This is a genomic window from Litchfieldia stipae, assembly GCF_014837155.1.
Classification (GTDB): domain Bacteria; phylum Bacillota; class Bacilli; order Bacillales; family Bacillaceae_L; genus Litchfieldia.
Genome location: NZ_JACYHA010000009.1, coordinates 106135 through 129279 on the forward strand (window position 1 = coordinate 106135; position 23145 = coordinate 129279).

25 protein-coding genes and 1 pseudogene are annotated in these 23145 nt (G+C 35.0%); 4 read left to right on the forward strand and 22 right to left on the reverse strand.

The window, feature by feature from the left end; translation table 11 throughout:
• Positions 1-12: 12 nt before the first annotated feature.
• Positions 13-1542 (reverse strand): annotated as a pseudogene (locus F7888_RS12350) (type I restriction-modification system subunit M).
• 769 nt (positions 1543-2311) lie between these two features.
• Positions 2312-2596 (reverse strand): hypothetical protein, encoded by a 285-nt coding sequence (locus F7888_RS12355; protein WP_080848952.1) that lies wholly within the window; start codon positions 2594-2596, stop codon positions 2312-2314.
• Between the two features lie 185 nt (positions 2597-2781).
• Between F7888_RS12355 and F7888_RS12360 the strand changes: the two genes are divergently transcribed.
• Positions 2782-3306 (forward strand): hypothetical protein, encoded by a 525-nt coding sequence (locus F7888_RS12360; protein ID WP_191779908.1) that lies wholly within the window; start codon positions 2782-2784, stop codon positions 3304-3306.
• A gap of 46 nt (positions 3307-3352) precedes the next feature.
• Here the strand turns inward: F7888_RS12360 and F7888_RS12365 are convergent, their stop codons facing one another.
• The 7 genes from F7888_RS12365 to F7888_RS12395 all read right to left on the reverse strand — a co-directional run bounded on the left by F7888_RS12365 (position 3353) and on the right by F7888_RS12395 (position 8355).
• Positions 3353-3706, reverse strand: coding sequence for a helix-turn-helix domain-containing protein (locus tag F7888_RS12365; protein WP_191779910.1), 354 nt, complete (start codon positions 3704-3706; stop codon positions 3353-3355).
• A gap of 44 nt (positions 3707-3750) precedes the next feature.
• Positions 3751-4863 carry an AIPR family protein gene (locus F7888_RS12370; protein WP_191779912.1) on the reverse strand — a complete coding sequence of 371 codons (1113 nt, stop codon included), beginning with the start codon at positions 4861-4863 and terminating at the stop codon, positions 3751-3753.
• A gap of 35 nt (positions 4864-4898) precedes the next feature.
• Complete coding sequence (locus F7888_RS22945) at positions 4899-5621, reverse strand: cyclic-phosphate processing receiver domain-containing protein (RefSeq protein WP_191779914.1); 723 nt, start codon at positions 5619-5621, stop codon at positions 4899-4901.
• Positions 5622-5635: 14 nt separating this feature from the next.
• Entirely contained in the window at positions 5636-5935 is a 300-nt protein-coding gene (locus tag F7888_RS12380) for a hypothetical protein (protein WP_191779916.1), read from the reverse strand.
• Between the two features lie 52 nt (positions 5936-5987).
• A complete protein-coding gene (locus tag F7888_RS12385) occupies positions 5988-6722 on the reverse strand; it encodes an HNH endonuclease (RefSeq protein WP_191779918.1) in 735 nt (244 codons plus the stop codon).
• Between the two features lie 136 nt (positions 6723-6858).
• On the reverse strand, positions 6859-7404 hold the full coding sequence (locus F7888_RS12390; protein WP_191779920.1) for a hypothetical protein: 546 nt from the start codon (positions 7402-7404) through the stop codon (positions 6859-6861).
• A 588-nt stretch (positions 7405-7992) separates the two neighbouring features.
• Complete coding sequence (locus F7888_RS12395; RefSeq protein WP_191779922.1) at positions 7993-8355, reverse strand: hypothetical protein; 363 nt, start codon at positions 8353-8355, stop codon at positions 7993-7995.
• A gap of 246 nt (positions 8356-8601) precedes the next feature.
• Between F7888_RS12395 and F7888_RS12400 the strand changes: the two genes are divergently transcribed.
• Positions 8602-9147 (forward strand): hypothetical protein, encoded by a 546-nt coding sequence (locus tag F7888_RS12400; RefSeq protein WP_191779925.1) that lies wholly within the window; start codon positions 8602-8604, stop codon positions 9145-9147.
• Positions 9148-9658: 511 nt separating this feature from the next.
• On the opposite strand, the gene F7888_RS12405 is transcribed toward F7888_RS12400, so the two are convergent.
• The 4 genes from F7888_RS12405 to F7888_RS12420 all read right to left on the reverse strand — a co-directional run bounded on the left by F7888_RS12405 (position 9659) and on the right by F7888_RS12420 (position 12580).
• Entirely contained in the window at positions 9659-10585 is a 927-nt protein-coding gene (locus F7888_RS12405) for a hypothetical protein (protein WP_191779927.1), read from the reverse strand.
• Between the two features lie 35 nt (positions 10586-10620).
• Entirely contained in the window at positions 10621-11466 is an 846-nt protein-coding gene (locus F7888_RS12410) for a TIGR02391 family protein (protein ID WP_191779929.1), read from the reverse strand.
• Between the two features lie 419 nt (positions 11467-11885).
• Positions 11886-12122, reverse strand: a complete 237-nt coding sequence (locus F7888_RS12415; RefSeq protein ID WP_191779931.1) for a hypothetical protein — start codon at positions 12120-12122, stop codon at positions 11886-11888.
• A 2-nt stretch (positions 12123-12124) separates the two neighbouring features.
• Positions 12125-12580, reverse strand: a complete 456-nt coding sequence (locus F7888_RS12420; RefSeq protein ID WP_191779933.1) for a hypothetical protein — start codon at positions 12578-12580, stop codon at positions 12125-12127.
• Positions 12581-12778: 198 nt separating this feature from the next.
• On the opposite strand from F7888_RS12420, the gene F7888_RS12425 reads away from it, so the two are divergent.
• The gene (locus F7888_RS12425) at positions 12779-13330 is read left to right on the forward strand and encodes a hypothetical protein (RefSeq protein WP_191779935.1); all 552 of its coding nucleotides are present in this window, start codon (positions 12779-12781) and stop codon (positions 13328-13330) included.
• Between the two features lie 498 nt (positions 13331-13828).
• Here F7888_RS12425 and F7888_RS12430 read toward each other — a convergent pair whose 3' ends face one another.
• The 6 genes from F7888_RS12430 to F7888_RS12455 all read right to left on the reverse strand — a co-directional run bounded on the left by F7888_RS12430 (position 13829) and on the right by F7888_RS12455 (position 19645).
• On the reverse strand, positions 13829-15292 hold the full coding sequence (locus F7888_RS12430) for an Msr family ABC-F type ribosomal protection protein (RefSeq protein ID WP_191779937.1): 1464 nt from the start codon (positions 15290-15292) through the stop codon (positions 13829-13831).
• A 117-nt stretch (positions 15293-15409) separates the two neighbouring features.
• Positions 15410-16603, reverse strand: a complete 1194-nt coding sequence (locus tag F7888_RS12435; RefSeq protein WP_191779939.1) for an MFS transporter — start codon at positions 16601-16603, stop codon at positions 15410-15412.
• A 360-nt stretch (positions 16604-16963) separates the two neighbouring features.
• Positions 16964-17008, reverse strand: a complete 45-nt coding sequence (locus F7888_RS23065; protein WP_105980607.1) for an erythromycin resistance leader peptide — start codon at positions 17006-17008, stop codon at positions 16964-16966.
• Positions 17009-17133: 125 nt separating this feature from the next.
• Positions 17134-17964 carry a nucleotidyltransferase domain-containing protein gene (locus F7888_RS12445; RefSeq protein ID WP_191779998.1) on the reverse strand — a complete coding sequence of 277 codons (831 nt, stop codon included), beginning with the start codon at positions 17962-17964 and terminating at the stop codon, positions 17134-17136.
• 73 nt (positions 17965-18037) lie between these two features.
• Positions 18038-18655, reverse strand: a complete 618-nt coding sequence (locus F7888_RS12450; RefSeq protein WP_191779941.1) for a chloramphenicol phosphotransferase CPT family protein — start codon at positions 18653-18655, stop codon at positions 18038-18040.
• 45 nt (positions 18656-18700) lie between these two features.
• Positions 18701-19645 carry a phosphotransferase gene (locus F7888_RS12455; RefSeq protein WP_191779943.1) on the reverse strand — a complete coding sequence of 315 codons (945 nt, stop codon included), beginning with the start codon at positions 19643-19645 and terminating at the stop codon, positions 18701-18703.
• A gap of 228 nt (positions 19646-19873) precedes the next feature.
• Between F7888_RS12455 and catA the strand changes: the two genes are divergently transcribed.
• A complete protein-coding gene (gene catA / locus F7888_RS12460; protein WP_191779945.1) occupies positions 19874-20524 on the forward strand; it encodes a type A chloramphenicol O-acetyltransferase in 651 nt (216 codons plus the stop codon).
• Between the two features lie 126 nt (positions 20525-20650).
• Here the strand turns inward: catA and ant(6) are convergent, their stop codons facing one another.
• The 3 genes from ant(6) to F7888_RS12475 all read right to left on the reverse strand — a co-directional run bounded on the left by ant(6) (position 20651) and on the right by F7888_RS12475 (position 23053).
• Positions 20651-21505, reverse strand: a complete 855-nt coding sequence (ant(6), locus tag F7888_RS12465) for an aminoglycoside 6-adenylyltransferase (RefSeq protein ID WP_191779947.1) — start codon at positions 21503-21505, stop codon at positions 20651-20653.
• Between the two features lie 114 nt (positions 21506-21619).
• Positions 21620-22354, reverse strand: coding sequence for a class I SAM-dependent methyltransferase (locus F7888_RS12470; RefSeq protein ID WP_191779949.1), 735 nt, complete (start codon positions 22352-22354; stop codon positions 21620-21622).
• 108 nt (positions 22355-22462) lie between these two features.
• Positions 22463-23053: a GrpB family protein gene (locus F7888_RS12475; RefSeq protein WP_191779951.1), complete on the reverse strand. Its 591-nt coding sequence runs from the start codon at positions 23051-23053 to the stop codon at positions 22463-22465.
• Positions 23054-23145: the final 92 nt, after the last annotated feature.

Genomic DNA, 23145 nt, shown 5'->3' on the forward strand with positions numbered 1-23145 from the left:
GTTTTCCATCCTTTATAATCCTAGCTCTTTCAAATACTTTTCCATCTGTGCTTCAACTTCTTGAAGTTCATCCTTAATATTTGCTATATTACTTTTCACTTCAACCATGTCAACAGGTTCTTCTTCTTCAAAAGTATCAACATACCGAGGGATATTTAGGTTAAAGTCGTTTTCTTTAATCTCATCAAATGTTGCTACACTCGAAAATTTTTCTTTGGTTTCCCATTTCTCATACGTAGAAACAATTTCCTCTATATCTTTCTCTCGTAGCTTGTTCTGATTTTTCTCTTTCTCATAATGGTCTTCTCCTGACGCATCAATGAATAGAATATCTTTTCTCTTTCGGTCTTTTTTAAAAACCATAATACATGCCGGGATTGGGGTACCATAAAATAGTCCTTCTGGTAAGCCAATTACAGCATCCAACAGGTTCATCTCTAAAATCTGCTTACGAATTTGTCCTTCACTTGCTCCACGGAATAAAACCCCATGTGGAAGAATGGTAGCCATACGTCCATCTTCTGCCAATGAATAGAGCATATGTTGCACGAAGGCATAATCGCCTTTGGAACTTGGTGGAACACCCTATTCAAATCTGCGGAATGGATCAAGACTTCCCTCCATTTTAAATTTCTTATCTATGTTCCCTTCACCCGCAAATCCCATGGCCCATTTGTCAAGGCTGAAGGGTGGATTTGCAACTATTACCGAGTGCTTCATTAATTTGCCGTCTTCTAAATGTAATGGATTAGCTAACGTATCGCCCCATTCAATTGTTGCATCATCAATACCATGTAAATACATATTCATGAGAGCCAATGAATGCGTCGCTCCATTTCGTTCTTGTCCATAGATTGCTATTTTTTTATTTGGAACCTGATTTGCAACTTTAATCAGTAGGGAGCCTGATCCACATGTCGGATCGTACACACGATCATTTTCTTTAGGTCTTACCAAACGTGCCAAAAGTTCGGATACTTCCGCAGGTGTATAGAACTCCCCACCCTTTTTTCCAGCATCCGAGGCGAATTGTCCAATCATATACTGATAAGCATTCCCTACAACATCTTCATCTCCAATTTGTGATGGCCTTAAAGATAGCTGATTGAAATCCTCTAACAAAGAACGTAGAATAGCATTTCTTTCTTTTGCCTTCCCAAGAATAGATTCGCTATTGAAGTCGATATTGCGGAATACACCTCGAAGTTTTCCTGTATTCTCATTTTCAATTCGTTCCAACGCTTTATTAATGATTTCGCCAATTTCAGGATCATTTCTTTTACTATATAAATAACCAAATGTTGACAGTTCATCTAAAACAAATCGTTCCCTCGACATAGCTCGTTGAACACGCTGCTCATCGCCGTTATAACGCTCTGTATACTGCTCTACCTTCTCCTTATACGAATCACTGAGATACTTAATAAACAGCATTGTAAGGATATAATCCTTGTATGTACTGGAGTCTATTTTGCCCCGAAATGAATCAGCTGCTTGCCATAGTATTCTATTAATATGGTCCTGTGTTACTTTCTCTTGCATTTGCTTTCCTCCTATTTTCCCGCAACTCTCTTGTGATGTTCATTCACAAACCTCTATTAATCTAAAAATGCAACCTCTCTAATTTATCTGTAAAATAATAGTATTTATTTACTACTTATCCTCTTAATTATCGCAAAATAGACGCTGATTAGCAATTTCATTCCTATTTTTGGTATCTTGCAACAGTATTTAGCTCGAACCATGAACCTCGCTTACTTTTTCCTCCAAACCATTCTCGATACCTTGTGCTTCATAACCTATTGTGGTTGGTTATCTCTCAATTCTGAAATCTTACGAACTTTAATATGCTGGTATGACATTAACTTTAGGATTAATACAAGTCATCCCCTCCAAACGGGTGCCTTACTGAGACTTACTTAATACACCCTTATAGCCGTTCACAGTCAAGGGGGCGTTTTTCATAGGAAGACTGAAAACTACATTTTGAAAACAATATTAATGGTTTATGATTCGAGAATCCTACTTATCTGAAAATTCATCCAATAAACCGATAATAAGTTATACATTTGAAGCATTCTCAATTCCTTGAGATAATGCAAACGGGTGCCTCACTCAGACCGCCTATTACACCCCTATAGCCGTTCACAGTCAAGGGTGCGTTTTTCATAAGAAGACTGAAAACTAGATTTTGAAAACAATACTAATGGTTTATGTTTCGGCAATCGTATTTTATTGAATTATCGGTTAATTCACTCTTAAAAAAAAGGGGCTACCGAAAAATAAATAAGTAGCTCCTCTTTCAATTACTCTAATCAGTAATTTTTTTTAGTTGATCTTTGTTTTGTAAAACCTGTTTAATGTATTCCTCTGCCCAACCTTCCAATCCAAAACCATTGATAAGTATGTTTAGCTTAGTTGTCAGTTCACAGCCTCTGTAGCCCTTGATAAGTCTGAAAATGAAACTAGGTGAGAGGTTTGTCTTATCAGAAATATCCTTTAAGCTATACCCTCTTTGACCCTTTAATTCCTCAACGAATTCACCGAAGTTATTTTCAATCATCTCAATAATGTCTTTATTTCCCTGTTGCTCCATTATCATTTCCTCCTATTAATTCACTGACACTATGTTCAGTTCCTGATTTGTCATAAGACCTTATATACTAAGCACCAGCACCATCAATTACTACTTAATAGAGCAAATTATTTTCTATTAGAAAGGAATATTTTTTTAGGAGAAATCTAGTATAAGAGGTAAGAAGAATTAAAGGGGGAATGATTATGGATACACAAAAATTCATGAGTTTATCCGCAATTGAGAGAGTAGAATTAGCTAATAAGATGTTAAGTGAAGAGACAAACGACCACCTGAAAAACGTGGCTTCTAAATTAGGATTGTCTGAGTCTACTTTCTCAAAAATCATGAGGGATAACGCATCTTATCAGTACAATAAAACTAGCAAACAGTACGACCGAATTATGCCAATTGAGGAGTATAAGAAATATCTCCAATCGGGTTCTGACGAGGACAAAATGGAAGAAACATTGCAGTTTCTTGGTGAACATCTTGAAGAGCTGAAGCAACTACTACATGGATATACGAATCAATTGATCTTGGAACCAGGGATTTATGATCCAAACAGCAAGACTATCACAAAGACCATACAAGTTAACGGTGATATTTACCAGCAATTCTCTGAATTGCATTCCAACCAATTTTCACATTTACGACTTCGAGATATTTTCAGTAAATGTCTGCTTGATTTCATCAAAACTTACCAACCTGAAAAGACCCCTGAGAATTAATCATCAGGGGTTTCAATTGACATAAAAGGGTCAATTATCCCTTCCTTCAGTCCATACTCTTTTTGTCCGACTTTTTCTTCCTGAGAACTTCAATGTCTACAACATTTATTGCATCTGTCGGTTTGGTCGCCTCTTCTCGCTCTTCTTTACCGTCAACTTCATCTTTACTTTGTTTAGTCAAAGATCTATATAACTCTAATTTTTTATCATCTAAGTCGAAATATTTGATTATTTTCTCAATAACGTGGATTGGTGGCTTTACACGTCCTTTTTCGATTCGAAATATATAATTCGCAGAGGTACCAACGCCTGATCCCACTTCCTCTAAGTCCAACGAGCGTTGTTCCCTTTCCGTTTTTACTAACCTGGATATATCTAAATTTTCATAGTCTATTGGCATGTTACTTTTCCCCCTTAAAGTCGTGGCAAACAGGCATTTCATTACTACTTAACTGTGACTAAATCTTTGTTTTTCTCTTCTAAGTCTGCAACCAACATAATGTTTTGTATTTCTTGATAAATGTTCTTTTCTCTACAAATTTCAGACACCTTCAACCCCTCATCTTCATATTTCTTTAGATTATTAACAATTTGGGGAAATACTTTTGTGGTTAAGATCTTTAAGCGATCAAGATCATAACCTTTTTTTAAACAGGGATATAGTGTCTTTTCAGGAATATATAAAGCAAAATTTAGTGCGTTTAAAATATTGAACATCAAGGAATCAGTAATGACTCCTTTCCGTAGCCATCCTCTGTTTTCCAAATTTCTTTTCACCAATGTTACACACTCTTCATCCGAGCGTACAAATTGGTAAAAATCAAATAAATCCTTCAATATAAAACGGGTTTTATCAAGATCAACTTTGCCATCGTTATGTTTTTTTACTAGGTCACCTTTACTGCGAAGGTAACTTTGAAACTTTCTATGGTCTTTATTTATAAAGCTCTGGCTTATAGAGTCTACTTGGAATATACCTGCTATATGCAAAACTGTAGCGATGTCCAAATCATACTCATCGCTCTCCTTATACTTTATTTTGTAATCAGGAAGGATTTTTTTCACCCATTCATAACGGTCCAATTTTTCACCCCGGCTAATTTCCTTCGTTGGTGTACTTGAATTCTTTCCAATTATAATATCAACTATTTCATCTTCTGGAACTTCAAAATAAACTGCTATTATTACGTAGCTATTCTTACCACCGTACTTTTCCAATACATTTTTGGTGTGATTGCCATTATAAACTCCTTCCCCATTCTTAAAGAAAATTGTAGTAGTGCCATCATCATTCTTGATATATGACTCGGCAGTAATATGGATGCCGTTATTGATATATATAAATAGCTCCGGCTTATATCGAAGTGTCTTTATCATCTTGGGAACATATTTATTTTTCTTTCCCATGTATTCTCTTGGGTTCGGTTTATTTGGAATATCCTTCTTCAATTCCATCAAAGCCCTGCCTGATACTATACCTATTAGGATTTTTTTACCATTTACCATGTATTCTCTAAAGTCCGCATCAATTGTAACGGAAATTAAGTTATCTTTCATTTTCCTAAACTCCTTCTATTTGCCTTTATTACGCTTCAATCCTCTTCACCCGAATAACTATTTGCTATAAACGGATAATGATATATCTCAATATCCCCATCAATAAATCCTCTTCTTTGTGCAGCCTTCAATGTTTGGTACATATTTTCTCGACCAACAACATTATCCGTGTGGATGTAGACTCTATTTGCAGGTCTTATTCCTTTTTCACAAATGTATTTGACCAAGTCATAGCCAGTTTTCCGAAGGTTTCCACTATTGTCCATTCCTAAGTCATGATCTAATGAAAAAATATGAATATAGGTATTCATTATTACTGAGATTGCTTCTTCTACTGTTCTAGCCCCTATAAAACCCTTGGGAATATCCCTTAGATCATCCAAATAAAGATTGCCAACCCCGTTCTCCTGAAGCAAATTTAGAGTTTCAATCTGGATATGGCCATCCCAACCGTGATAAGCACGTTCGACACAAGTTGCATCTACTTTTGCACCCTTCTCTAATAAAAGACTTGAGATTTCTACAAAATCGAAAAAACAGGCTGTAGATAAAGGTGTTCTTCCAAGGTTATCTTTATAGTTAATTTCAGCATCTTGTTCAATGAGCTTTCTTACAATGCTCACCCTATTATGGAAAACTGCCCAGTACAACAAACTTTGTCCATTAACCTCTTTATTAGCCTTGTGATTTTGCAGATATTGTCCTATGCCAGAAACGTCATTTTCCTTTAGCAATTTCAAGAAATCTATGACTCTCATCTCCTTTTCCTTTTCTATTTATTTGCACCTTCCCCTTCGACACATTTTTGTTTAGGCCTTGTTAAAAACTCTATCCCTACACAAGGAAAAACCCTTTTCTCCGGCCTAAAAACATGTACATCCAACAGCTCTCTTCCACTTCCTTCAATTTGCCTTTTCTTAATTTCTATCATTTCGTCTATAAGTGTTTCGCTACAAGAGAGTGCAGAAATTTGTGTACCGGCCCACTTCCAAATATCTGGTGATTGTTTTTTGATTACATCCGTCATATTGTTCATTTTTATCCCAACCTTTAATTTCATATCAATTTCCATTGGGAAGACTATTGTTCCATCCTTCCACAACCAAAATTCTAATAAATGCTTTCTAAACTAGAACTTTTTGGCTTCCCGCTTTCTTATATCTGTTAATAGTCTCATTTACTTCATTCACTTTTTCCTTTAACCGCTCTATTTCTACGAGATCGTTCAATGCGTTTTCTTCCATTTCTATCTTTTTCAAACACATGTTTAAATAAATATTGATATAATTAAGTTTCTCTATCATTTCCATTACACCGTACCTTACAGAATCAACTCTGGACATACCTGGTATTGTGGTTGACAGATCGTAATAATACAAAAATTCATCTACATTCATACTTCCTTTGGCTTCATTGCACGGGGAGCAGGCAGGTACACAATTCGAGAAGGATGAAATTCCACCTTGGCTTTTAGGAATAATATGATCAATTGTAGTAGCTTCATCCCCGCAGTAAAAGCAACTATTCCCGTATCTTCTAAATACCAGTTTTCGAAACGTTTCTTTATCAAAATATTTACGGATCAACTTAGGATTCACAATATATGCAACCTTCTCGTCTACCATTTGAGCTGCCTTTTCATAAGAAACAAAGGAACTATACCTATGACCTTTTGACATCTTCCCCCTCACCTCAATTTGTTCCCCTTTTTCAAGTTCTAGGATTTCGATTTGTCTTGCTTTCACCATTTCATTTCTTAACAGCTTACAATTTTTACAATATGACCTCCGTCTTTGTTTATCCTTTTTAGGAAAATCTGTTATAGGTAGTTCTTTACCACATATGCTACAAGTCTTCAAAATCCTCTACCTCCCTTTTCCAGTGACTATTGGCAATGGTAATTAAAAAAGCCCGCACTTCCCTATTAAAAGAATGCGAGCTTTTTTAGTGTTATGAAATTATTTTGAATAACAAATTTTAGATTCATGTTTTTTCCTACTTTCCTAGTTCCGCCTTAATTTCTGAACAAGCATTCAGGAATTCAGCATTTATTCTTAATGCAAAGAATTGATCTTTACTATCATAATTTCCCGTATCTGTATTTAAACAATTTCCTGTTTCACAGCCAGGAAAAAGAGAAGAAATTATCAGAGGGCTTCCACCTTCGCCTCTTATTTTAATTTGAATCATAGAAAGGCCATATAAAATATGGCGAATCTCTTCATAAGTCATTTTCACTAACTTTGAAAACTCCTCCAAAATTACATATAGTTCTGTTTCATATACATACTCTGGATCTAATAACAAATCAAACAAGACATCATTAAATAATCTTTCTTCTTTTTTGCTTACATAACTACATTTTGCTTCAAAGGATTTTCCCTTTTCTGAAAGCTGTTTTGTGTTATTTTGTATATATCTTTCTATACATTTTCGAAAGAGACCTAGACCTCCTTTAAAAGGCAAAAGTTCCCTAGGCTCAATAGTTACCGTATTTTTAAATAAATCACTTAAAGTATCTTCAAATGATTTTTCATTCATTGACTTCCTCTCCTAACACGATTGCATAAATGTTTTCAAATCAAACATACTTGGTCATGCAAAAAACAAAAGAAAAATCTTTACATTTCTTTTGAAAATACATTGACTTTAGTCAAAGGTAATGGTATATTATTAATTTACACAAATTCAAAATAACACATTTTTGTAGTTTAGCCAATAAGAAATTGAAAAAGAACATTGTAGGAAATTTTCTTGACCACACATCCTTGAGGATGACTCGATGGGTAAAAAGAAAACTACCAGTCTATTCTAAGGAATACTCAACACTTTTCATTACTGGAAAAAGTGTTGACACTTCAATTTAAAAACTTTGATTTACCAAGGGTTGAACATTGAAGAAGTGTTAACATTTCATGCAAATTTCATTGTATTTTATCTGTCGAGTGTTAACACAATAACAATCACCATCTCAGAAGAGAATCAACATGGTGTCACAAGAGAAATCCTTCTAATTCACTTACTTTCTCTGATAAAAATCGTCAAACAAAAAGAGATTAAAAATTGAATAGAAAAAAAGAAAAGGAACGAAATCCTTTCAGAATCCGCTCCTGTCTTATCTCTAGTATGTTATAACTCCTTGAATCTCCCACCTTCATACAAGTATTGCCCTTCAGCAACAACAAAAACTTTTCCTGAATCCCTTTCATCACACCATTTTTGCTCTATTAGATCATGAATAGAAGCTAGTTCATAATCATACCCAATCATTTCATTTTCTTCACCAAATAAGTCCCCGTTATCATACAGGTAAACATATTCAGTACGTAACGCTATTCCTTCTTTCTCCAAAAATTCATTTTCAAATTCCAGTACCATTTCAACGAGCAATTTAGATACTGCAAAATCAGGAAATTCTTGGTGAATTCTTTTCAAGATAAAGTCCTCTACCTCTTCCATATTGATTATCGGTGCATTCATTTTGTTATTCATTTTCATTTCCTCCTACGGATAGTGTTTTTAGTCTCTTAGCTGTTGTTCATCATTAGTGGTATCACCTTGGTATATCCACAGTACGTTCCCCTAATCCCAATGTTTTCTTCCCCTTCAATTCATTGCTTTTCTCACCTTTCTTGAATTCACTATTGCGTTGCTTTATGATTCTATTGTATATAGGCAATGGAATATAAAGGTTGCCCAGCAAGTCACATATAGAACTTTTTTGGGAGGAAGATAGAAATGAGCAATAATCTTGATCCAGAATTGAAAGAGGAATTGGACTTGTTTATAGAAAATAATGTAATAGCTTCAAGAGTAAAATCCCTTAATATAATAAAAAAAGCAGGAGTTTCGCATGAACCAACAACCTCTTTTGGACACGCCTTCGGAAATTTTGATTTTACAGCAGATTTAGACGCAAGGATAAACAAGGTGAAAAGCACCCAAACATTAGGTGAATATATCGAAGAACTTTATCAGAAAAAGCGAAAAGATGATCCTAATGTACTGAGAAAGGCTGGAATTGATAGAGCATATAAATATAAAGTTGTTAATAACCGAATCCATCCAACGAAATCAAAATTATTATGCTTTGCTATTGCTTTTGAATTAGACCTGGATGGAACAGAAAAACTATTGAACAAGGCAGGATACACTCTTACAGAAGAAAATAATGTTTTCGATTCCATTATTGGTTATTTCATAGAGAAGGGTTATTATTTCGGTGCAGATATTGATATTTGCTTAGAGGAATACGGTCAACCTACAATCTTCTCAGTTGCTTGAAAAACAGAAGAAAGGTTTTGCGGAGAGGGAAGAAATCTCTCAAACATCACTTCCCTCTATCATCGAAATTAAAGTTATTGCTTTACAATTGCTATAAGGTTATTTCATAGTGTACTTGAAACGGACTTAATATGGACTTTATAGGTTTTATCAAACTAAAATCATCTGTAATTTACTCTAATTTTTAGCGTAGTGTACCTGGAACAGACTTTATTCAGACTTTATAAATACTTTTAATAAACTATTTCCCTGTTATGATTGAAACCAAGCAGAAATATGACTAAATGACCCCGGAAAAATTACATGATAATGAAACAATAATTCATTGGGTTTATAAAGTGAGGAAAACAACAGAATAGAATATAGTGGCTGGAGAGGATTTATAGAACTATCTGTGGAACATCGAAAAAGACTAGATCAATTTTGACCCAGTCTAATTATTTCTTTTTCAATATTAATTGAGACCCGGACAGTACCATTGACGTATTACCAAACACTTTTTCTATATTGTTTAAGCATTTTTAAAGTGATCCAAACAATACTCACAAAAAGATGCTCCATCTTCTTGTCTATAAACAATCATTCCATTGCATCTTGGTCCATCACATGTTGTTATTTCATCTTGGGTTGGTTTGATCCCGCAGGTTAAACAGATGAATTGATACCCATCTAAACAAATAAACGTCTCCATTCCACAATCAGGGCACTCATGTAAAGGATTCTCCCCACCATCTTTTTCATAACTATATGTATCAACAAAGTCTTCGATATACCCTTCCGTAAATGAAGAAATATTCTCATTACAAAAATGACAAAACGCATCGGTTTCATCGTTAAATTCAACCGCTTCTTGGTAACATACCGGACATTTCAATACGATGTCTATTTGACCCAATCTTTCTTGCAATAACAACATTCTTCCATTTATGTACTCTTCAAATTCATTAAGACGTTCAATTATTTGGGTATACCTTTCATCATTAGAATCTACTAATCCCTCTTCAACCATTTCAGCTTTTAAAAAAGGAATAAAATGAGTTAAGATACTAACAATCCTTGATTTCAATACATCGGGTGTAACTACAAAGTGATAGTGCTCAATTTTATTTCTCTCTTTTCGAAGTAATTCCAATTCCTCATTTAATCGGTTATCAAGATTTATTTCTGCTATATTTTTTAGCCTTTGAATCAGGGTTTCATAATTTACACTAACAAAGTCACCCGAAATCAATTTTGCCTTCTTTGCATGTTCTATTTTTTGAAAGATAAGTGACCAATGTTCTTGAAAAAGTAATTCCTTTAATAGCAATTGTATTCCTGCATGTAGATTAATTATTGAGTATTTTAAATTCCCATCGTTATCTTCGATTGTATCAAGTGATTTTAAAAGAAAGTCTAAGCCGTTATCAATCATGTTTAATTTAACCTTTTTAGTCATGCCCCATATCCTCTCCCTGAAATTCTATTAAACCACTATTTTGTCGGTATCCGGTGGCACTCATCTAAGTATTTGTGTGCAAACGATATTACCGTTAATATGTCTAATGCTTTTGTTTCATCTACCTTCCAATTCACTTTCGGAGTATGAGCAGCAGGATTCCTTACTAAATGAAATATTGCTTCGAGTAACTCTTTGAGACCAACAAACTCACTTATTTCATTAGCTGTAGATAAACCATTGAAAAAGATATAGGGGTCATTTTTAGAAAATGCCTTCTGAAATAAAGCTCCTCCATCAGTTGTCAACCCTGAAATGATTCTAACACGTTCTGCAAGTCCTTTTGCTGATTCAAAAACAGCATCATAATAATCTTTTCTTAAATAATCTTTAATACAATATTTTGTAACTTCTTGATGAATCGCCCTATTGTAAAGGTGTTTCTTGAGGCTATTGACACGGCGGTCTACCTCATCTAGTGTCTTTGCCCTTTCCGCTGGAATCAACTTGCCTTCATTTGTTATTAATAGACCGGATAACAATAACACTTTATTTAACTCTTCAAATAGAAAATCAAACTTATCACGTTTTTTCTCACTTGTATAGGATACCGGATCCATAGCTTTTTCTATAAACAAGTAGATGTTTTCAAATGATTGTTTATTATTAATTTCCATAACAAAACAATTATAAAGCCATTTACTTTTACTTAAACCGAAAGTATGTATGTATCCTTTGTTTGAACGTCCATCTTCTACTAATTCGACTTTACACTGGTTTAATAAATTAGTAATTTCCGTCCTGGTAAGACCTTTATTTGTATCAGCAAGTACATCACAAATTGCTTTTAAATGTTGCTCACTTAAAGTTTTTGATACCAATCAAAAAACCCTCCCCTGCCCATATCTACAAAATTTCCTCAATCCCTAGCCTTCCATTAAATTTTACTATATTTTTATATATTATTGACAGACAAACGGATACTGCATTATGGCAGGTAGCTAATGTGAAACAAAACTAAATACTATTAGCGAGTTCTAAAGAAACAGTATAATGGATCTTTTGTTTCTATCCTGTGAGGAAAACAACAAAAAGATTGGAGAAAAGTGATGACAGAAGCCTTTTAGGACAATAAGTTAAGGGATATTAAGAAAAAAGGACTGAATCCTTAAATTCAGCCCATATAATAAAGGGAAACCTCATTATTTTACTTCCTCTTTAATACTTTCGCTAAAATAGTGAAATAATTGGATAAAGGAGCGAAATCTAATTTAATTCGCTCCTTTATTTTAGGCTGTGATTATTCTTCTAAATACACGGACATCCAATGTCCATCTCTAAAGAAAAATCTGACATTTGCCGTATTGAATCCGTTATTTTCAAGGGTATTCAGAATGTAATCCATCAGATCCATGCCATTTACTTTGGCGTTTACATCCCAAACTTCCATTGTAACTTTAGTATTTTCGTGTTCTTCATACCGCTTTACAAAGTCACCCAATGACTCAATGACTACTTCTGTTAGACTCTTATTCATGTTTACTGCCCCTTTTTTATTGAATTTTTGTAATTTGAAAATGGTTTAATACTTTCGTTGGATGACAGAAATTCTAGCATTTTGGCATCAGTAAACTTTCTTACCATTTCGTGATCAGCCTTTTTCTCTGGTACAGGTAATGCTGCCATTATTCTTATACAATCACTAAAGTTTTCAACATCACCGCCATCTATGACTTCAAAGCAATCACTAACTGCGGGTTTGTATAACTTTTCATAGATAGCCTGGAAGGCCCTTTTATCTAATTTCTGTTTAAGGTAAAACCTTTCCAGAGGATTAAAGTGAACTATCGTACACTTTGGCCCATCCTTATTCAATTTGATTAAGATTAGATTCCAATCAACCAATCTACAGACAAGTATTTTCTTTGGATCCACTGCCCCAATTACACTTTCATAACCTTTACCTATTTTTTTTACAACCATTTGTGAGTTCATTTTTTATTCCTCCATTGATGTATATTTTTTATACGAAACCAAGAAGACTAACTGCAGCATCTTATTTTCATGCAATTCTTTGCCACCATTTACTTCTTGAATTCATATTTACTTTGTTCTATGGTTCTATTGTATATAGGCAATGGGATTTAAAGGTGACGTGGCAAGTCACATTGAGACTTCTTTGGAGGGATATTTATGAAGGGACAATTAGACTCGCATATTAAAGAAGAGCTGAAACTATATATAGAGAATAACGGGCTTAGTAAGGCTATAAATTGCCTAGAACAACGTTTTTTTTCAAATGATTCAACAATACTTTACAACCAAGCACCCCCTATGAAAATGCCCCCTAAGAAAGGTATATTTAGAGTTTTAGAACAGAGAGTCCAAAAGGTAAAAAGTACCCAAACATTAGGTGAATACGTAGAATCGCTTTTTAAAGAAAAGAAAAAGAATTACCCTATTGACCTTGATAAATTTGGTATTGACCGGTTCTATAAGAATAAAGTTATAAAAAATAAAATAAAACCATCAAAACAAAAACTTCTTTGCTTTGCAATAGCATTCCGTTTAGATATAAGAGAAACTCGTGATTTATTACAAAAGGCAGGATTTACTTTAGCAGAGGAAAACTCCATTTTTGATAATATGATTGGATATTTTATAGAAAATGAAATTTATGATTCCATTAAAATTGATGAATTTTTAGTGGAATTTGACCAACCACCCATGTTTTCTGTTGCCTAAAATACAAAAATGAGATTTTATGATTAAAAATTAAAGAAATCTATTTATAGTCCTTTCCTCCTTTACACCCCCCTTTGGGTGCATGTATTATTCAACGGGTATCTTCCAAGGGGGAACATAAAGAAAAGAAAATTAGGAGAAAAGAAACAGAATTATCCATATTCAACATAGCCTCTTTCCTTTATTTCGTGTCTTTCCGAACTATAAGAAGAATTTGAGCAACAACCGAAACCGCTCCATACCTTACTGGACAAGGGTTTGAAAGAACATTGAACAAAGAAACAGACTGAAACCCGGTATCGGATTCAGCCTGAGTTTGTATTGATTACTGATTGGTAAAAACTGGTTGAATAGAGATTGAATACATAATGGTTTGCCCGCTGCTCTTTCCCGATTCCTTGCTGTTGGGGATCAACTTTTTTCAGTAGATACCGACGATAAAACAGGGAAACATAAAAAAATAGAAAAGAAGCAGAGATAACCCTGCTCCTCATTTCATTAGCTTCTTAACTCTAACTTTTGATCCTCTATAACATATACATAATCAGTTACTCGTTCGATAAAAGTATGATCATGTGATACAAGTAGGATAGTCCCTTCATATCCTTTAATAAACCGTTCCAATGCTTCAATACAGAAAACATCTAAAAAGTTTGTTGGCTCATCTAAAACCAATACATTATATCTTCCTAAAAATAGCTGACACAATACTAAACGAATTGCCTCTCCACCACTTAGATTACGAACATCCTTTTTTAAATCATTTCCTGTAAAACTCATTGAGTGAAGAACAGAACGAATCTTGCTCTCATCGAAATCACTACTATCTTTCATAAAGTCTAGTACGGTTTCATCTTTGGTAAACTGATAATCCATCTGTTCATAAGCTCCGATAACCGCTTTTGGAGAAATCGTTATCCCTTTACCACGCTGTAAGATATGGCGAAGCAACGTTGTTTTACCTGAACCATTATTACCAGTTATTGCGATTGTCTTACCCAATGGAAACTGGAAGCTCGCTTCTTCGAGAAGTACCTTATTCCCTGCTTTAATTGTTAAGCGGTCTGACATAATTGGAAACTTATTGTGTAACTGAAGAGCATTTGACTGGTGAAAACGAATGATTTGCTCCTCTTTTGGAGCTTCCACCGCTTCTAGTTGTTCCACTCTCTGTTCAATCGCTTTTGCTGCTCGTTGTACTGCTTTTTGACCTGTATCCTTAGATTTCGTCATAAACATCTTATTCGCCTTTGCCTTTGTTTCTTTTTTGGACATACGTCCATTTGCCTGTGTAATTTTTTCAGCCTTCTTCATTTTTTCTTCTGCGGCTTTCATAAGACGTGATTTCTCTTTGACATACTTATCATGCAGTTCCTGTTGCTGTCTTTTCTGAAGCTCTTTTTGTGTTACATAATCTGAATAGTTACCTGTATATTCCCTTACTTTCCCATCTTCTACTTCCCAAATTTTCGTCACAAGTTTATCTAATACATACCGATCATGACTCACAAGTACGAGTGCACCATAATAGTAAGTCAATTGCTCTATAAAAAACTGTGTGCCATCTGCGTCAAGATGCGTTGTCGGCTCGTCAATTATTAAACCTTCATGATAGTTTGAAAAAATTTGGGCTAGTTTCAGCCTTGTTTGTTCCCCACCGCTGAAATTTTTGAATTCTGTTTCAGGGATAGACAGCTTTCCTGTTAGATCGTAATCCACCTCTTTTTTCTCTGGTGCCGTTAATTGATCAAAATAAGCAAAGTCGACGTGACTTTTTACTATTCCGCTTGACGGCTGAACTTTACCCGCAAGCAGCTTTAATAAAGTGCTCTTTCCAGCTCCATTTTTTCCAACGATACCGATACGGTCAAACTGATGTACAGCTAAACGTTCTATTTCTAATACCTTTTTATCTAAATAAGTCAATTCAATACTTTCTAATTCAAAACATACTTTTTCCATCTTTGCTACCTCCCGAAAATTAATGATTTCGTACCGATAGCCAGGACCGATACGAGCTTCTATTTAAAGTTCAAGCTCGCATCAAAAAAACAGTAAAAATTGCATGCTATTCCCCTCCTATTTTGCCTTCACTGTTATTACTGCATTAATTACGATTAATATACCTGTCAATGAAAACAGCGTGGCCACGCTTGTTAATTCAATTAAGACTCCAGCTACTAGATAGCCAATCGGTGTTGCTAGTAACGAGAGACTGGTCACAAAACCAAATACTCTCCCAAGTAGTTGCGGTTCAATTTCTGTCTGGATCAGAGCATAAAATGGTGCTGAAAAGAATGGTCCCGACAGCCCGACTAAACCAGCCAACACAATAAAGGCATAGAAAAATGATGGTGAGAGTAAACCAGAAATGAATAAAGTTGCTCCCATCAACATCATTCCTGTTGCCATCATTTTTACTTTATTAAAACGATCTCCTAAAACACCTAATAGAGAGCCTCCAACTATTAAACCAATAGCAAAAACAATCTCCACTATTCCTGCTTCTACAACACCTTTTTCAAAATGATTGCGTGTCATAAGTGGAAAGTAAGTGCCTAGTGGAATAAAAAGAAGAGCTACAATGGTCACTGTAATGGTTAACCTCAACACGACGGGACGCTTCACAATCGCATGATACCCTTCCTTCATTTCGGTAATAAAACTGCTTGAAACCTTTTCTTCTGTTCTCGGTACTCTTGGAATGTGAATAAATAGTAAAATACTACTTGCAATAACAGCACCAAAAACATCTAACAATAACACCCATTCGAGTGAGCTAACTGCAAGTAAAGACATCCCGACTGCTGGTCCTGCAATATTTGAAATAGAACTTACTGTCTGCCCCCAGCCTGCTACCTTTGTAAGATGCTCTTCAGGTGCAAGCAGAGGTACAGATGCTTGCATTGCTGGCATATGAAATGCAGTTGCAAGAGAACGAATGACTAGGACAAATATTACCAATAGAATGCTCGGCTCATTAAAGTACATTGTTGTAAATAAGAGTAAACTCCCAAGTGCGACAGTCATGTCTGCTAGAATCATCATCAATTTCCGAGAGTAACGATCCGTAATTGTGCCTGCAAATGGTCCAACTAATGCTTGTGGTAAAAAACCAGCTAGACCTGCTAGTGTCAGTACCAGTGGCGAGCCACCCGTTGTATCTGTTAGCCACCAAATAATACTAAATTGAACAGCCGCACTACTTAGTAATGAAAAGAACTGCCCTGTATATATTGCAATAAATTTTCGTTTCCAATTTTCATTTCCCATTTTCCTTACCTCCAATTAATAAAAAAATCACAAGCATCTGCCTGTGATTGAAAGTAAAGGGAAAGAGACCCATCCTTATTAATAGGGGCTATCAGGAGCCGTTAGCAAATAAACCTACCAAATTATTTACATTTGGAAGAAAATTAGACATAAATAAAGAAAGGCAGAACAATCAGCCTTCCTCAACATTACATATTTTCATCTGCATAAACCTAACAGTAAGTACCCACTTCAAAAAGGTGGACAAACTGCTCGTATGAGGCAAATGACTTTTTCTTATATGGAATGATGATTATTAAAAAAGGACAGACTTATCCCGTTTACTCTGTATACACAAACAGAGCCTTTGAACGTATTCAATTACTGGTTCAAAGTTGGGAAACGTAGTCTCATCGAATGTGTCATTTTTTAATAATCCTCCTTAACGTTTAAAAGTATAGTAATTATTATAGGTTCTCTTTTACAAAAAGTCAAAGGTAAATAGTGCTTTTACAATCTGAGGCGGTTATTTACCCTTAACTCGAAATTTGTTATAGTATCATTTCCGTTTCCGATATAAGGTCATGTAACATTGTTACTCCCTCTCTTGTTTTATCTGGATTGGAGGAAATGAATGTTGAAATCTGATCAATTCTCAACTTGTAATCTTTTGGTTTCTTGTTGTACCCCTCAATCATTCGGACAGCTTTTTTCTCATTGATACAGAATTCTTCATTCAAAGCAAATAAGACTTGATTTAAACATGAAATAGTTCGGAAGCAGTGTCCCATTACATACGATACATCATCCTTATCCACATTGTCCTTCGCAAACATCAAAGAAAAAGATGCTTCAAACATGAAATAGCCAATTAAGGCATCCTTTAATGGTTTTGGATAAGGGCTAGTCTTAGCTTTTAAATCTGAAATTTGATTGTTACGTTCAAACAATATTTTGCAAATGGAGATTTCCCCCATATACATAACATTTAGATAGGCATGTGGATGTCCAGTATGATAATGGGTGGAAACTTTACCTGATAAGCATTCATCAACTACTTGTGATACCCTTTTAATATCACGAAATATCAAATCAACATGGTACCCTTGTACAACAAGCCATCCGCCTCCATTGATCCAGGCACCCCACTCTCCTAATGATGCAACTAAGTCTTCTCTATGATTATCATCCAATTTTGTTGCTATTTTACTAACCTCTTTTACTTCAAAACCTGCCGATTCATCGTAATAGATTCCAATGTCAATATCAGCAGTTGGGTGATCTGTACCTCTTGCTCTGGAACCTCCTAATACTATTCCAACGATGCCTGAGAAATCTTTTAGTTCTTTGCTTATTTCATTTATAATGCTTTGCACGACCATCAAACTTCCAACTCCTCATTTAGTCCTATGTATAAAAATTTCCCAAATGCAACTACCAAATTATCAGGGATTATTAAGTTTCCGAGTTTCTTATGATCTGAAAAGCTGTCGGGGGCTCCTCGAGCCTTTGTTGAATTAATCTTGAACACTCTTCCGGGCTAAGAATCGAGGTATCCACTTCAATGTCATAGATACCAGGAACATGGACTAATTGCTGCCACAAAGCAACTGGTTCTGGTACCTTTCCATCAATGTTGTAACCAACATTCCATGTGTTTATTCGTCGTTCCATAACAATCTCAAGCGGACAACGAACCCCAACAAACCAAACTGGGAGTCCATCCAATATATGAATACAATCTGGAAGAATTCTTAGTGGCACTGAATATCCGTCATGAAGACCTACATCCATTACAACATTTAGTCCTAAGCGACTAAATTGTGCGGTCGCCTCAAACATAGATTGATACATAATTTTGATAAGTGGTTCAAGGTCAGGACGCTCACCTCCAGGCCGCAAACCCATTCCTGGTTGATATTTTTCGGGAGTCATCTGCATGAACTGGTCTACCCCAACGTTCATCCACACACCATCAAATGTTTTCTGAATTACAGAGGCAATGCTAGATTTCCCGGATCTTGGAGTACCATTTAAAATAATTACTTTTGCAGGTTTATCCACTTTTAACATATAGTGATCCTCATCTCCTAAAGAAATACTTAATATATCTTGTAGCTATTTACTTATTCCATTCAGTTCTTCTCGTAAATAGTTCATTGTTATAATCCTCTCTTGCTTATCTTGTTCATCAAATAAAAGTTGTTCAATAAACTCACATATATCCTCCAATCTTCTTCTACCTTGATAAAACTGTAAAGCATGAGGGTTAATTTCAAATTCCTTATGGGTTTTCTGATAGATACTTAAAAATTCATTAAAGTAGGGTTTATCAACTAAGAACATCATGTCAGCTTCAGGCGGGGCTAGTTTCAATCCTTCCCAATCAATTAATATTAGCTCTTGTCCCGACTGCATTAAATTCCAATTGTGTAAATCTGTATGACATAAGGCCATTCTTAATTTTGAGTTTTTCAAGTTTTGTGAACGCTCCTCAACTGTGTGAATCAGATTATTAAATTGCGGAATGTAGGAATGGATCAATTCCCATAAATCAGATGGAAAATCATTTCTCCCTTTTTGCAATAGTTGTCTCAACATATGTAAAAATGGAACCTCAAATTCTTCTATTATAGCAGCAGTTTCAACTGGAATCTCATTCCCAAATGAATGTAGCTCCGTTATCATTTTCGAAAGCTGTCGAACCTGATCGTCTGTTAAATTTCGCTCACCAATCGTTTCCCCCTCAATATAGTCATAAAGCAAATAGATGGAATTCTCATCCTCATATTTATATTCCCCACTACTTGTTATCAAAGGAACGGTGATTTTCCCATTTAAGTTGCTATTGTTCATAAGCCAAACCAAGATAGGACTATATTGATCAATAAGAGCAGTCAACTTTGGAGTGGAAGCTCTCCCTTTTTCATATACCTTCAAAAAATAACTTTGATTTTTGTTAAATACTTTATAAGCAAGTGAAGCCCAACCACCCTGCTGGGGCAACACATCAGTAATCTCTATGTCATAAAAGTCTTTTAATATACTTTTTATCTGATTCATCCTATCCCCTCCAGTAAAAACTATCAACTCGGAAATAGTTTAACACAATTTGAGGTTGCTCTTTAAATATTGGGAAATGCTATACTTATGTGTATTAGAATGGTTGAATATGAATTTCAAATGATTTAGTATCTTATTTAAAGCACTATTTATGAGGTGAGGTTCATGGTGAAAGCAGACAAGTTAGCCTCCTAAAAATCAAAAACACATTTTTAGGAGGCTAATCAAATGAAATTTAATCTAATTGAAAAAGAAAAATGGGATAGATTGCAGTATTTCGAGCATTACTTAAATCAGAAGTGCACATTTAGTATTACAGCAAATATAGATATAAAAACGTTATTGGAACAGCTCCGTAACAAAGGGATAGGGTTCTATCCAACCTTTATTTACATGGTCACTAGAATAGTAAATTCTCATAAAGAATTTAGAACTTGTTTTAACGATGATGGTACTCTGGGTTATTGGGAACAGATGATACCAAGCTACACTATCTTCCATAATGATAACAAATCATTCTCAAGCATATGGACCGAATTCTCTGATGAATTTCGTATCTTCTATAAAAACTACCAAGACGATATGAAACAATATGCAGAGGTTAAAGGATTTTTCACAAAAGAAAATGTACCAGAGAATTCCTTTCCTATATCTAGTATTCCATGGGTGAGTTTTACTGGTTTCAACCTAAACGTAAATAATAATCATGACTACTTATTACCAATAATTACTAGCGGTAAATTCTTTAATCAGGAAGATAAAATATTATTGCCTATTTCTTTACAGGTACATCATGCGGTTTGTGATGGATTTCATGCTAGTATTTTTATAGAGGAACTACAGCAACTTTCTAATAACTGCCTTGATTGGCTCCCATAAGTATTGATGATGTAGCTTAATAAATTTAGTTAAGGAGTTGCTTTGGTGACTCCTTTTCTTAGTTATACTAAAACCCCATCTTTACCTAGTTTCTGATTATCTCACCTATATTTGACCTTTTTTTACTCATTCAAATGACTGATAAATATTTTTCGTATACTTCGTGATTGCCTCGTCATAATTTGGATACTTATATCCAAGACTTTCTGCCGCAGATTTAGAGTATTTTCTAAATAACTCATAACAAGTGAATAAAGACCGCCACATGTTTGGGTAGCCGCTTTCTGCATAAGTAGTAAGCAATGAATCCCAATCTTCTTTGGGAAGATAGTGATTAATATATTTATAATTCTTCCCAACACTGAAGTTAAAGCCTTTTTCTAATCCTATTTGCCAAGACATCATTCTTAATAAATTCGACCTAACAATCTCATGTAAATGATCCACTGCAAAAAGGATTTCCCTTCTCGCTAATCCCTTTACTACATAAGTTGAAACCCACCAAAATTCATTACAACAATCATCAAACTCTCTTGCAGTTGGCCTTTTAATCCAATACTTTTGGTCATTTGGGATTACTCCACCTTTGACAAGTTCATCCTTATCAAGCAAAACTTCAACTAAACCGTCACTATTGATAAAATAATTCTCTACTTCATTAATCGGAATAAGTTTCAAATCTATCCGATTTCTATCTTCAAATAGCATTAGATAAGAAAACCACCCACCTAACTCTGGCGGAAAAAGCTCCATGTCTTCTGGCTTTTGCATGATCAAACGCTCCCCAAAAACATTCAGCCATTCATCATCCTTCTTGAAGGATTCCATATCTGTTACAAAATAAGAAATATCATAATCTTGGAATGTATCTCTGGGAATGTTTTTGTTTGCACGTGAACCCTCCAAAGTTACCAAGCGAATTCGATTATCGTTCTTAGCAAAACTAATGAGCAAATTCATCATTTCTTGTTCACTTCTCATTGTATTAATCCTCCAATTTGTTGAATAGTTGTTTATGTGACGTATACGAAGAAATCTCAGAAAATTACTGTTCTGAGATTTATATTGGTGTACTTTTTATTTAGTAAACTATTACTATTGCTTTTCTACTGAAATGATTAAAAACATGGGTCTTCTGTTTTCATCTTTCATCCCTGGATCATTCTTTACCATTTCTTCAGTAGCCATAGATTCCTTGACTGCGTTTATTTTAAAACCAGCATGAATTAAATCATTTATGTAAGTTGAAACTGTACGGTGATATTTAATTACATTTTCAGTTAGGAAGGTTGTTTCACGCAATCCTTCTGTTTGATAATTATCCACTGGCCAGTGAAGACGTTTTCCTTTTTCATCATAATACCAATCTTGTTCGTTTCGAGAAGTAAAAATTGGATGTTCCACCGAAAAAACAAATAAACCCCCAGGCTTTAAGCAATCAAAAACTTTTTTGCAAATTGTATCAAACGATTTAATATAGTGAAAAGCCAATGAACTAAAGATAACGTCAAATTGTGAGTCTGGAAAATTGATGTCTTCAATTGGCATGTTAATGTACGAAATTGAAGGATCACTCGTCATTTCATGAGCTTTTTGAAGCATTTTTTCAGATATATCAACTCCAATAACAGAACTTGCATGTTGTTCTCGAGCATAGCGGCAATGCCAGCCGAACCCACATCCCAAGTCAAGTACACTTTTATTTTTAAACTCTGGCAATAATGCTTTTAAAACGGGCCATTCTCCTGCACCTTTAAGCCCTTTGACTGATCTTGGCATTTTTTTATATTCAGAAAAAAATACAGCATCATCATATTTGTTTTGCTTCATTATCATACATCTCCACTTTATATAATTTACTAACAAAGTTCCTTCAAATAATTGTTACATTATTATTTTATAATTGTTTTTACCGCTCCAATATTCTTATCTCACGTTCTACTCAATTGCTTTTGCTCTCTCCATAATTTCTTGAACTATCGAATCTTTGGCATCTGCATAGTGTTGGACATGTCGCCATTCACGGCCTGCTAGGTTTCGCTTGACGGCTGCATATTTATCTCGATCAGTATTATTGGTCCGTAGCCAATTGCGGAAGCGTAACATTCGGTCCACCTCAGACGCTCCTTTGCTAAATACATGCAGATTAATATCAGTATCGGGACCTTTGAATAGACGATGCTCAAACCACTCGGGTTCTCGTATACGCAAAGTGTAGCCAGCTTCCTCCAAGTCAGAGACATAGGTTGATTCATCGGCAGAGTCCTTTACAACCAATAGAATGTCAATGATCGGCTTGGCACAAAGCCCCGGCACTGAGGTAGATCCAACATGCTCCAATTGCAATATCTTGTTGCCGAGTACGGAGCGAATCCTGTTGGCCTCTTTGTTGAATAGCTTAGGCCAGTGTGGATTATACTCTTGAAGTGTGATAGGAGCATTGTGAGGTTTACTTTCACCAACCGTTACCTTTTGAATCGCTTCGTCACTTTTAGATGTTGAATTGGAATCGTCCTGAATTGATGTCATTTGCTTCGCCTCCATGTAATAGTTCTATCGTTTAGCATTTTAACATATCAGTGTTTATGAAGTTAAAAGAGTCATCTCAATTTTCCCTTGTT

Bases quoted from the DNA above. Each gene is read 5' to 3' on its own strand.
- F7888_RS12430 (WP_191779937.1), bottom strand. From the start codon at position 15,292: ATGGAAAAAGTATGTTTTGAATTAGAAAGTATTGAATTGACTTATTTA.
- F7888_RS12360 (WP_191779908.1), top strand. From the start codon at position 2,782: ATGGATACACAAAAATTCATGAGTTTATCCGCAATTGAGAGAGTAGAA.
- F7888_RS12450 (WP_191779941.1), bottom strand. From the start codon at position 18,655: ATGTTAAAAGTGGATAAACCTGCAAAAGTAATTATTTTAAATGGTACT.
- catA (WP_191779945.1), top strand. From the start codon at position 19,874: ATGAAATTTAATCTAATTGAAAAAGAAAAATGGGATAGATTGCAGTAT.
- F7888_RS12355 (WP_080848952.1), bottom strand. From the start codon at position 2,596: ATGGAGCAACAGGGAAATAAAGACATTATTGAGATGATTGAAAATAAC.
- F7888_RS12435 (WP_191779939.1), bottom strand. From the start codon at position 16,603: ATGGGAAATGAAAATTGGAAACGAAAATTTATTGCAATATATACAGGG.
- F7888_RS12390 (WP_191779920.1), bottom strand. From the start codon at position 7,404: ATGAATGAAAAATCATTTGAAGATACTTTAAGTGATTTATTTAAAAAT.
- F7888_RS12365 (WP_191779910.1), bottom strand. From the start codon at position 3,706: ATGCCAATAGACTATGAAAATTTAGATATATCCAGGTTAGTAAAAACG.
- F7888_RS12445 (WP_191779998.1), bottom strand. From the start codon at position 17,964: ATGGTCGTGCAAAGCATTATAAATGAAATAAGCAAAGAACTAAAAGAT.
- F7888_RS12405 (WP_191779927.1), bottom strand. From the start codon at position 10,585: ATGACTAAAAAGGTTAAATTAAACATGATTGATAACGGCTTAGACTTT.
- F7888_RS12415 (WP_191779931.1), bottom strand. From the start codon at position 12,122: ATGAATAAGAGTCTAACAGAAGTAGTCATTGAGTCATTGGGTGACTTT.
- F7888_RS12400 (WP_191779925.1), top strand. From the start codon at position 8,602: ATGAGCAATAATCTTGATCCAGAATTGAAAGAGGAATTGGACTTGTTT.
- F7888_RS12455 (WP_191779943.1), bottom strand. From the start codon at position 19,645: ATGAATCAGATAAAAAGTATATTAAAAGACTTTTATGACATAGAGATT.
- F7888_RS12425 (WP_191779935.1), top strand. From the start codon at position 12,779: ATGAAGGGACAATTAGACTCGCATATTAAAGAAGAGCTGAAACTATAT.
- F7888_RS12395 (WP_191779922.1), bottom strand. From the start codon at position 8,355: ATGAATAACAAAATGAATGCACCGATAATCAATATGGAAGAGGTAGAG.
- F7888_RS12380 (WP_191779916.1), bottom strand. From the start codon at position 5,935: ATGGAAATTGATATGAAATTAAAGGTTGGGATAAAAATGAACAATATG.
- F7888_RS12475 (WP_191779951.1), bottom strand. From the start codon at position 23,053: ATGACATCAATTCAGGACGATTCCAATTCAACATCTAAAAGTGACGAA.
- F7888_RS12420 (WP_191779933.1), bottom strand. From the start codon at position 12,580: ATGAACTCACAAATGGTTGTAAAAAAAATAGGTAAAGGTTATGAAAGT.
- F7888_RS12370 (WP_191779912.1), bottom strand. From the start codon at position 4,863: ATGAAAGATAACTTAATTTCCGTTACAATTGATGCGGACTTTAGAGAA.
- F7888_RS12470 (WP_191779949.1), bottom strand. From the start codon at position 22,354: ATGAAGCAAAACAAATATGATGATGCTGTATTTTTTTCTGAATATAAA.
- F7888_RS22945 (WP_191779914.1), bottom strand. From the start codon at position 5,621: ATGAGAGTCATAGATTTCTTGAAATTGCTAAAGGAAAATGACGTTTCT.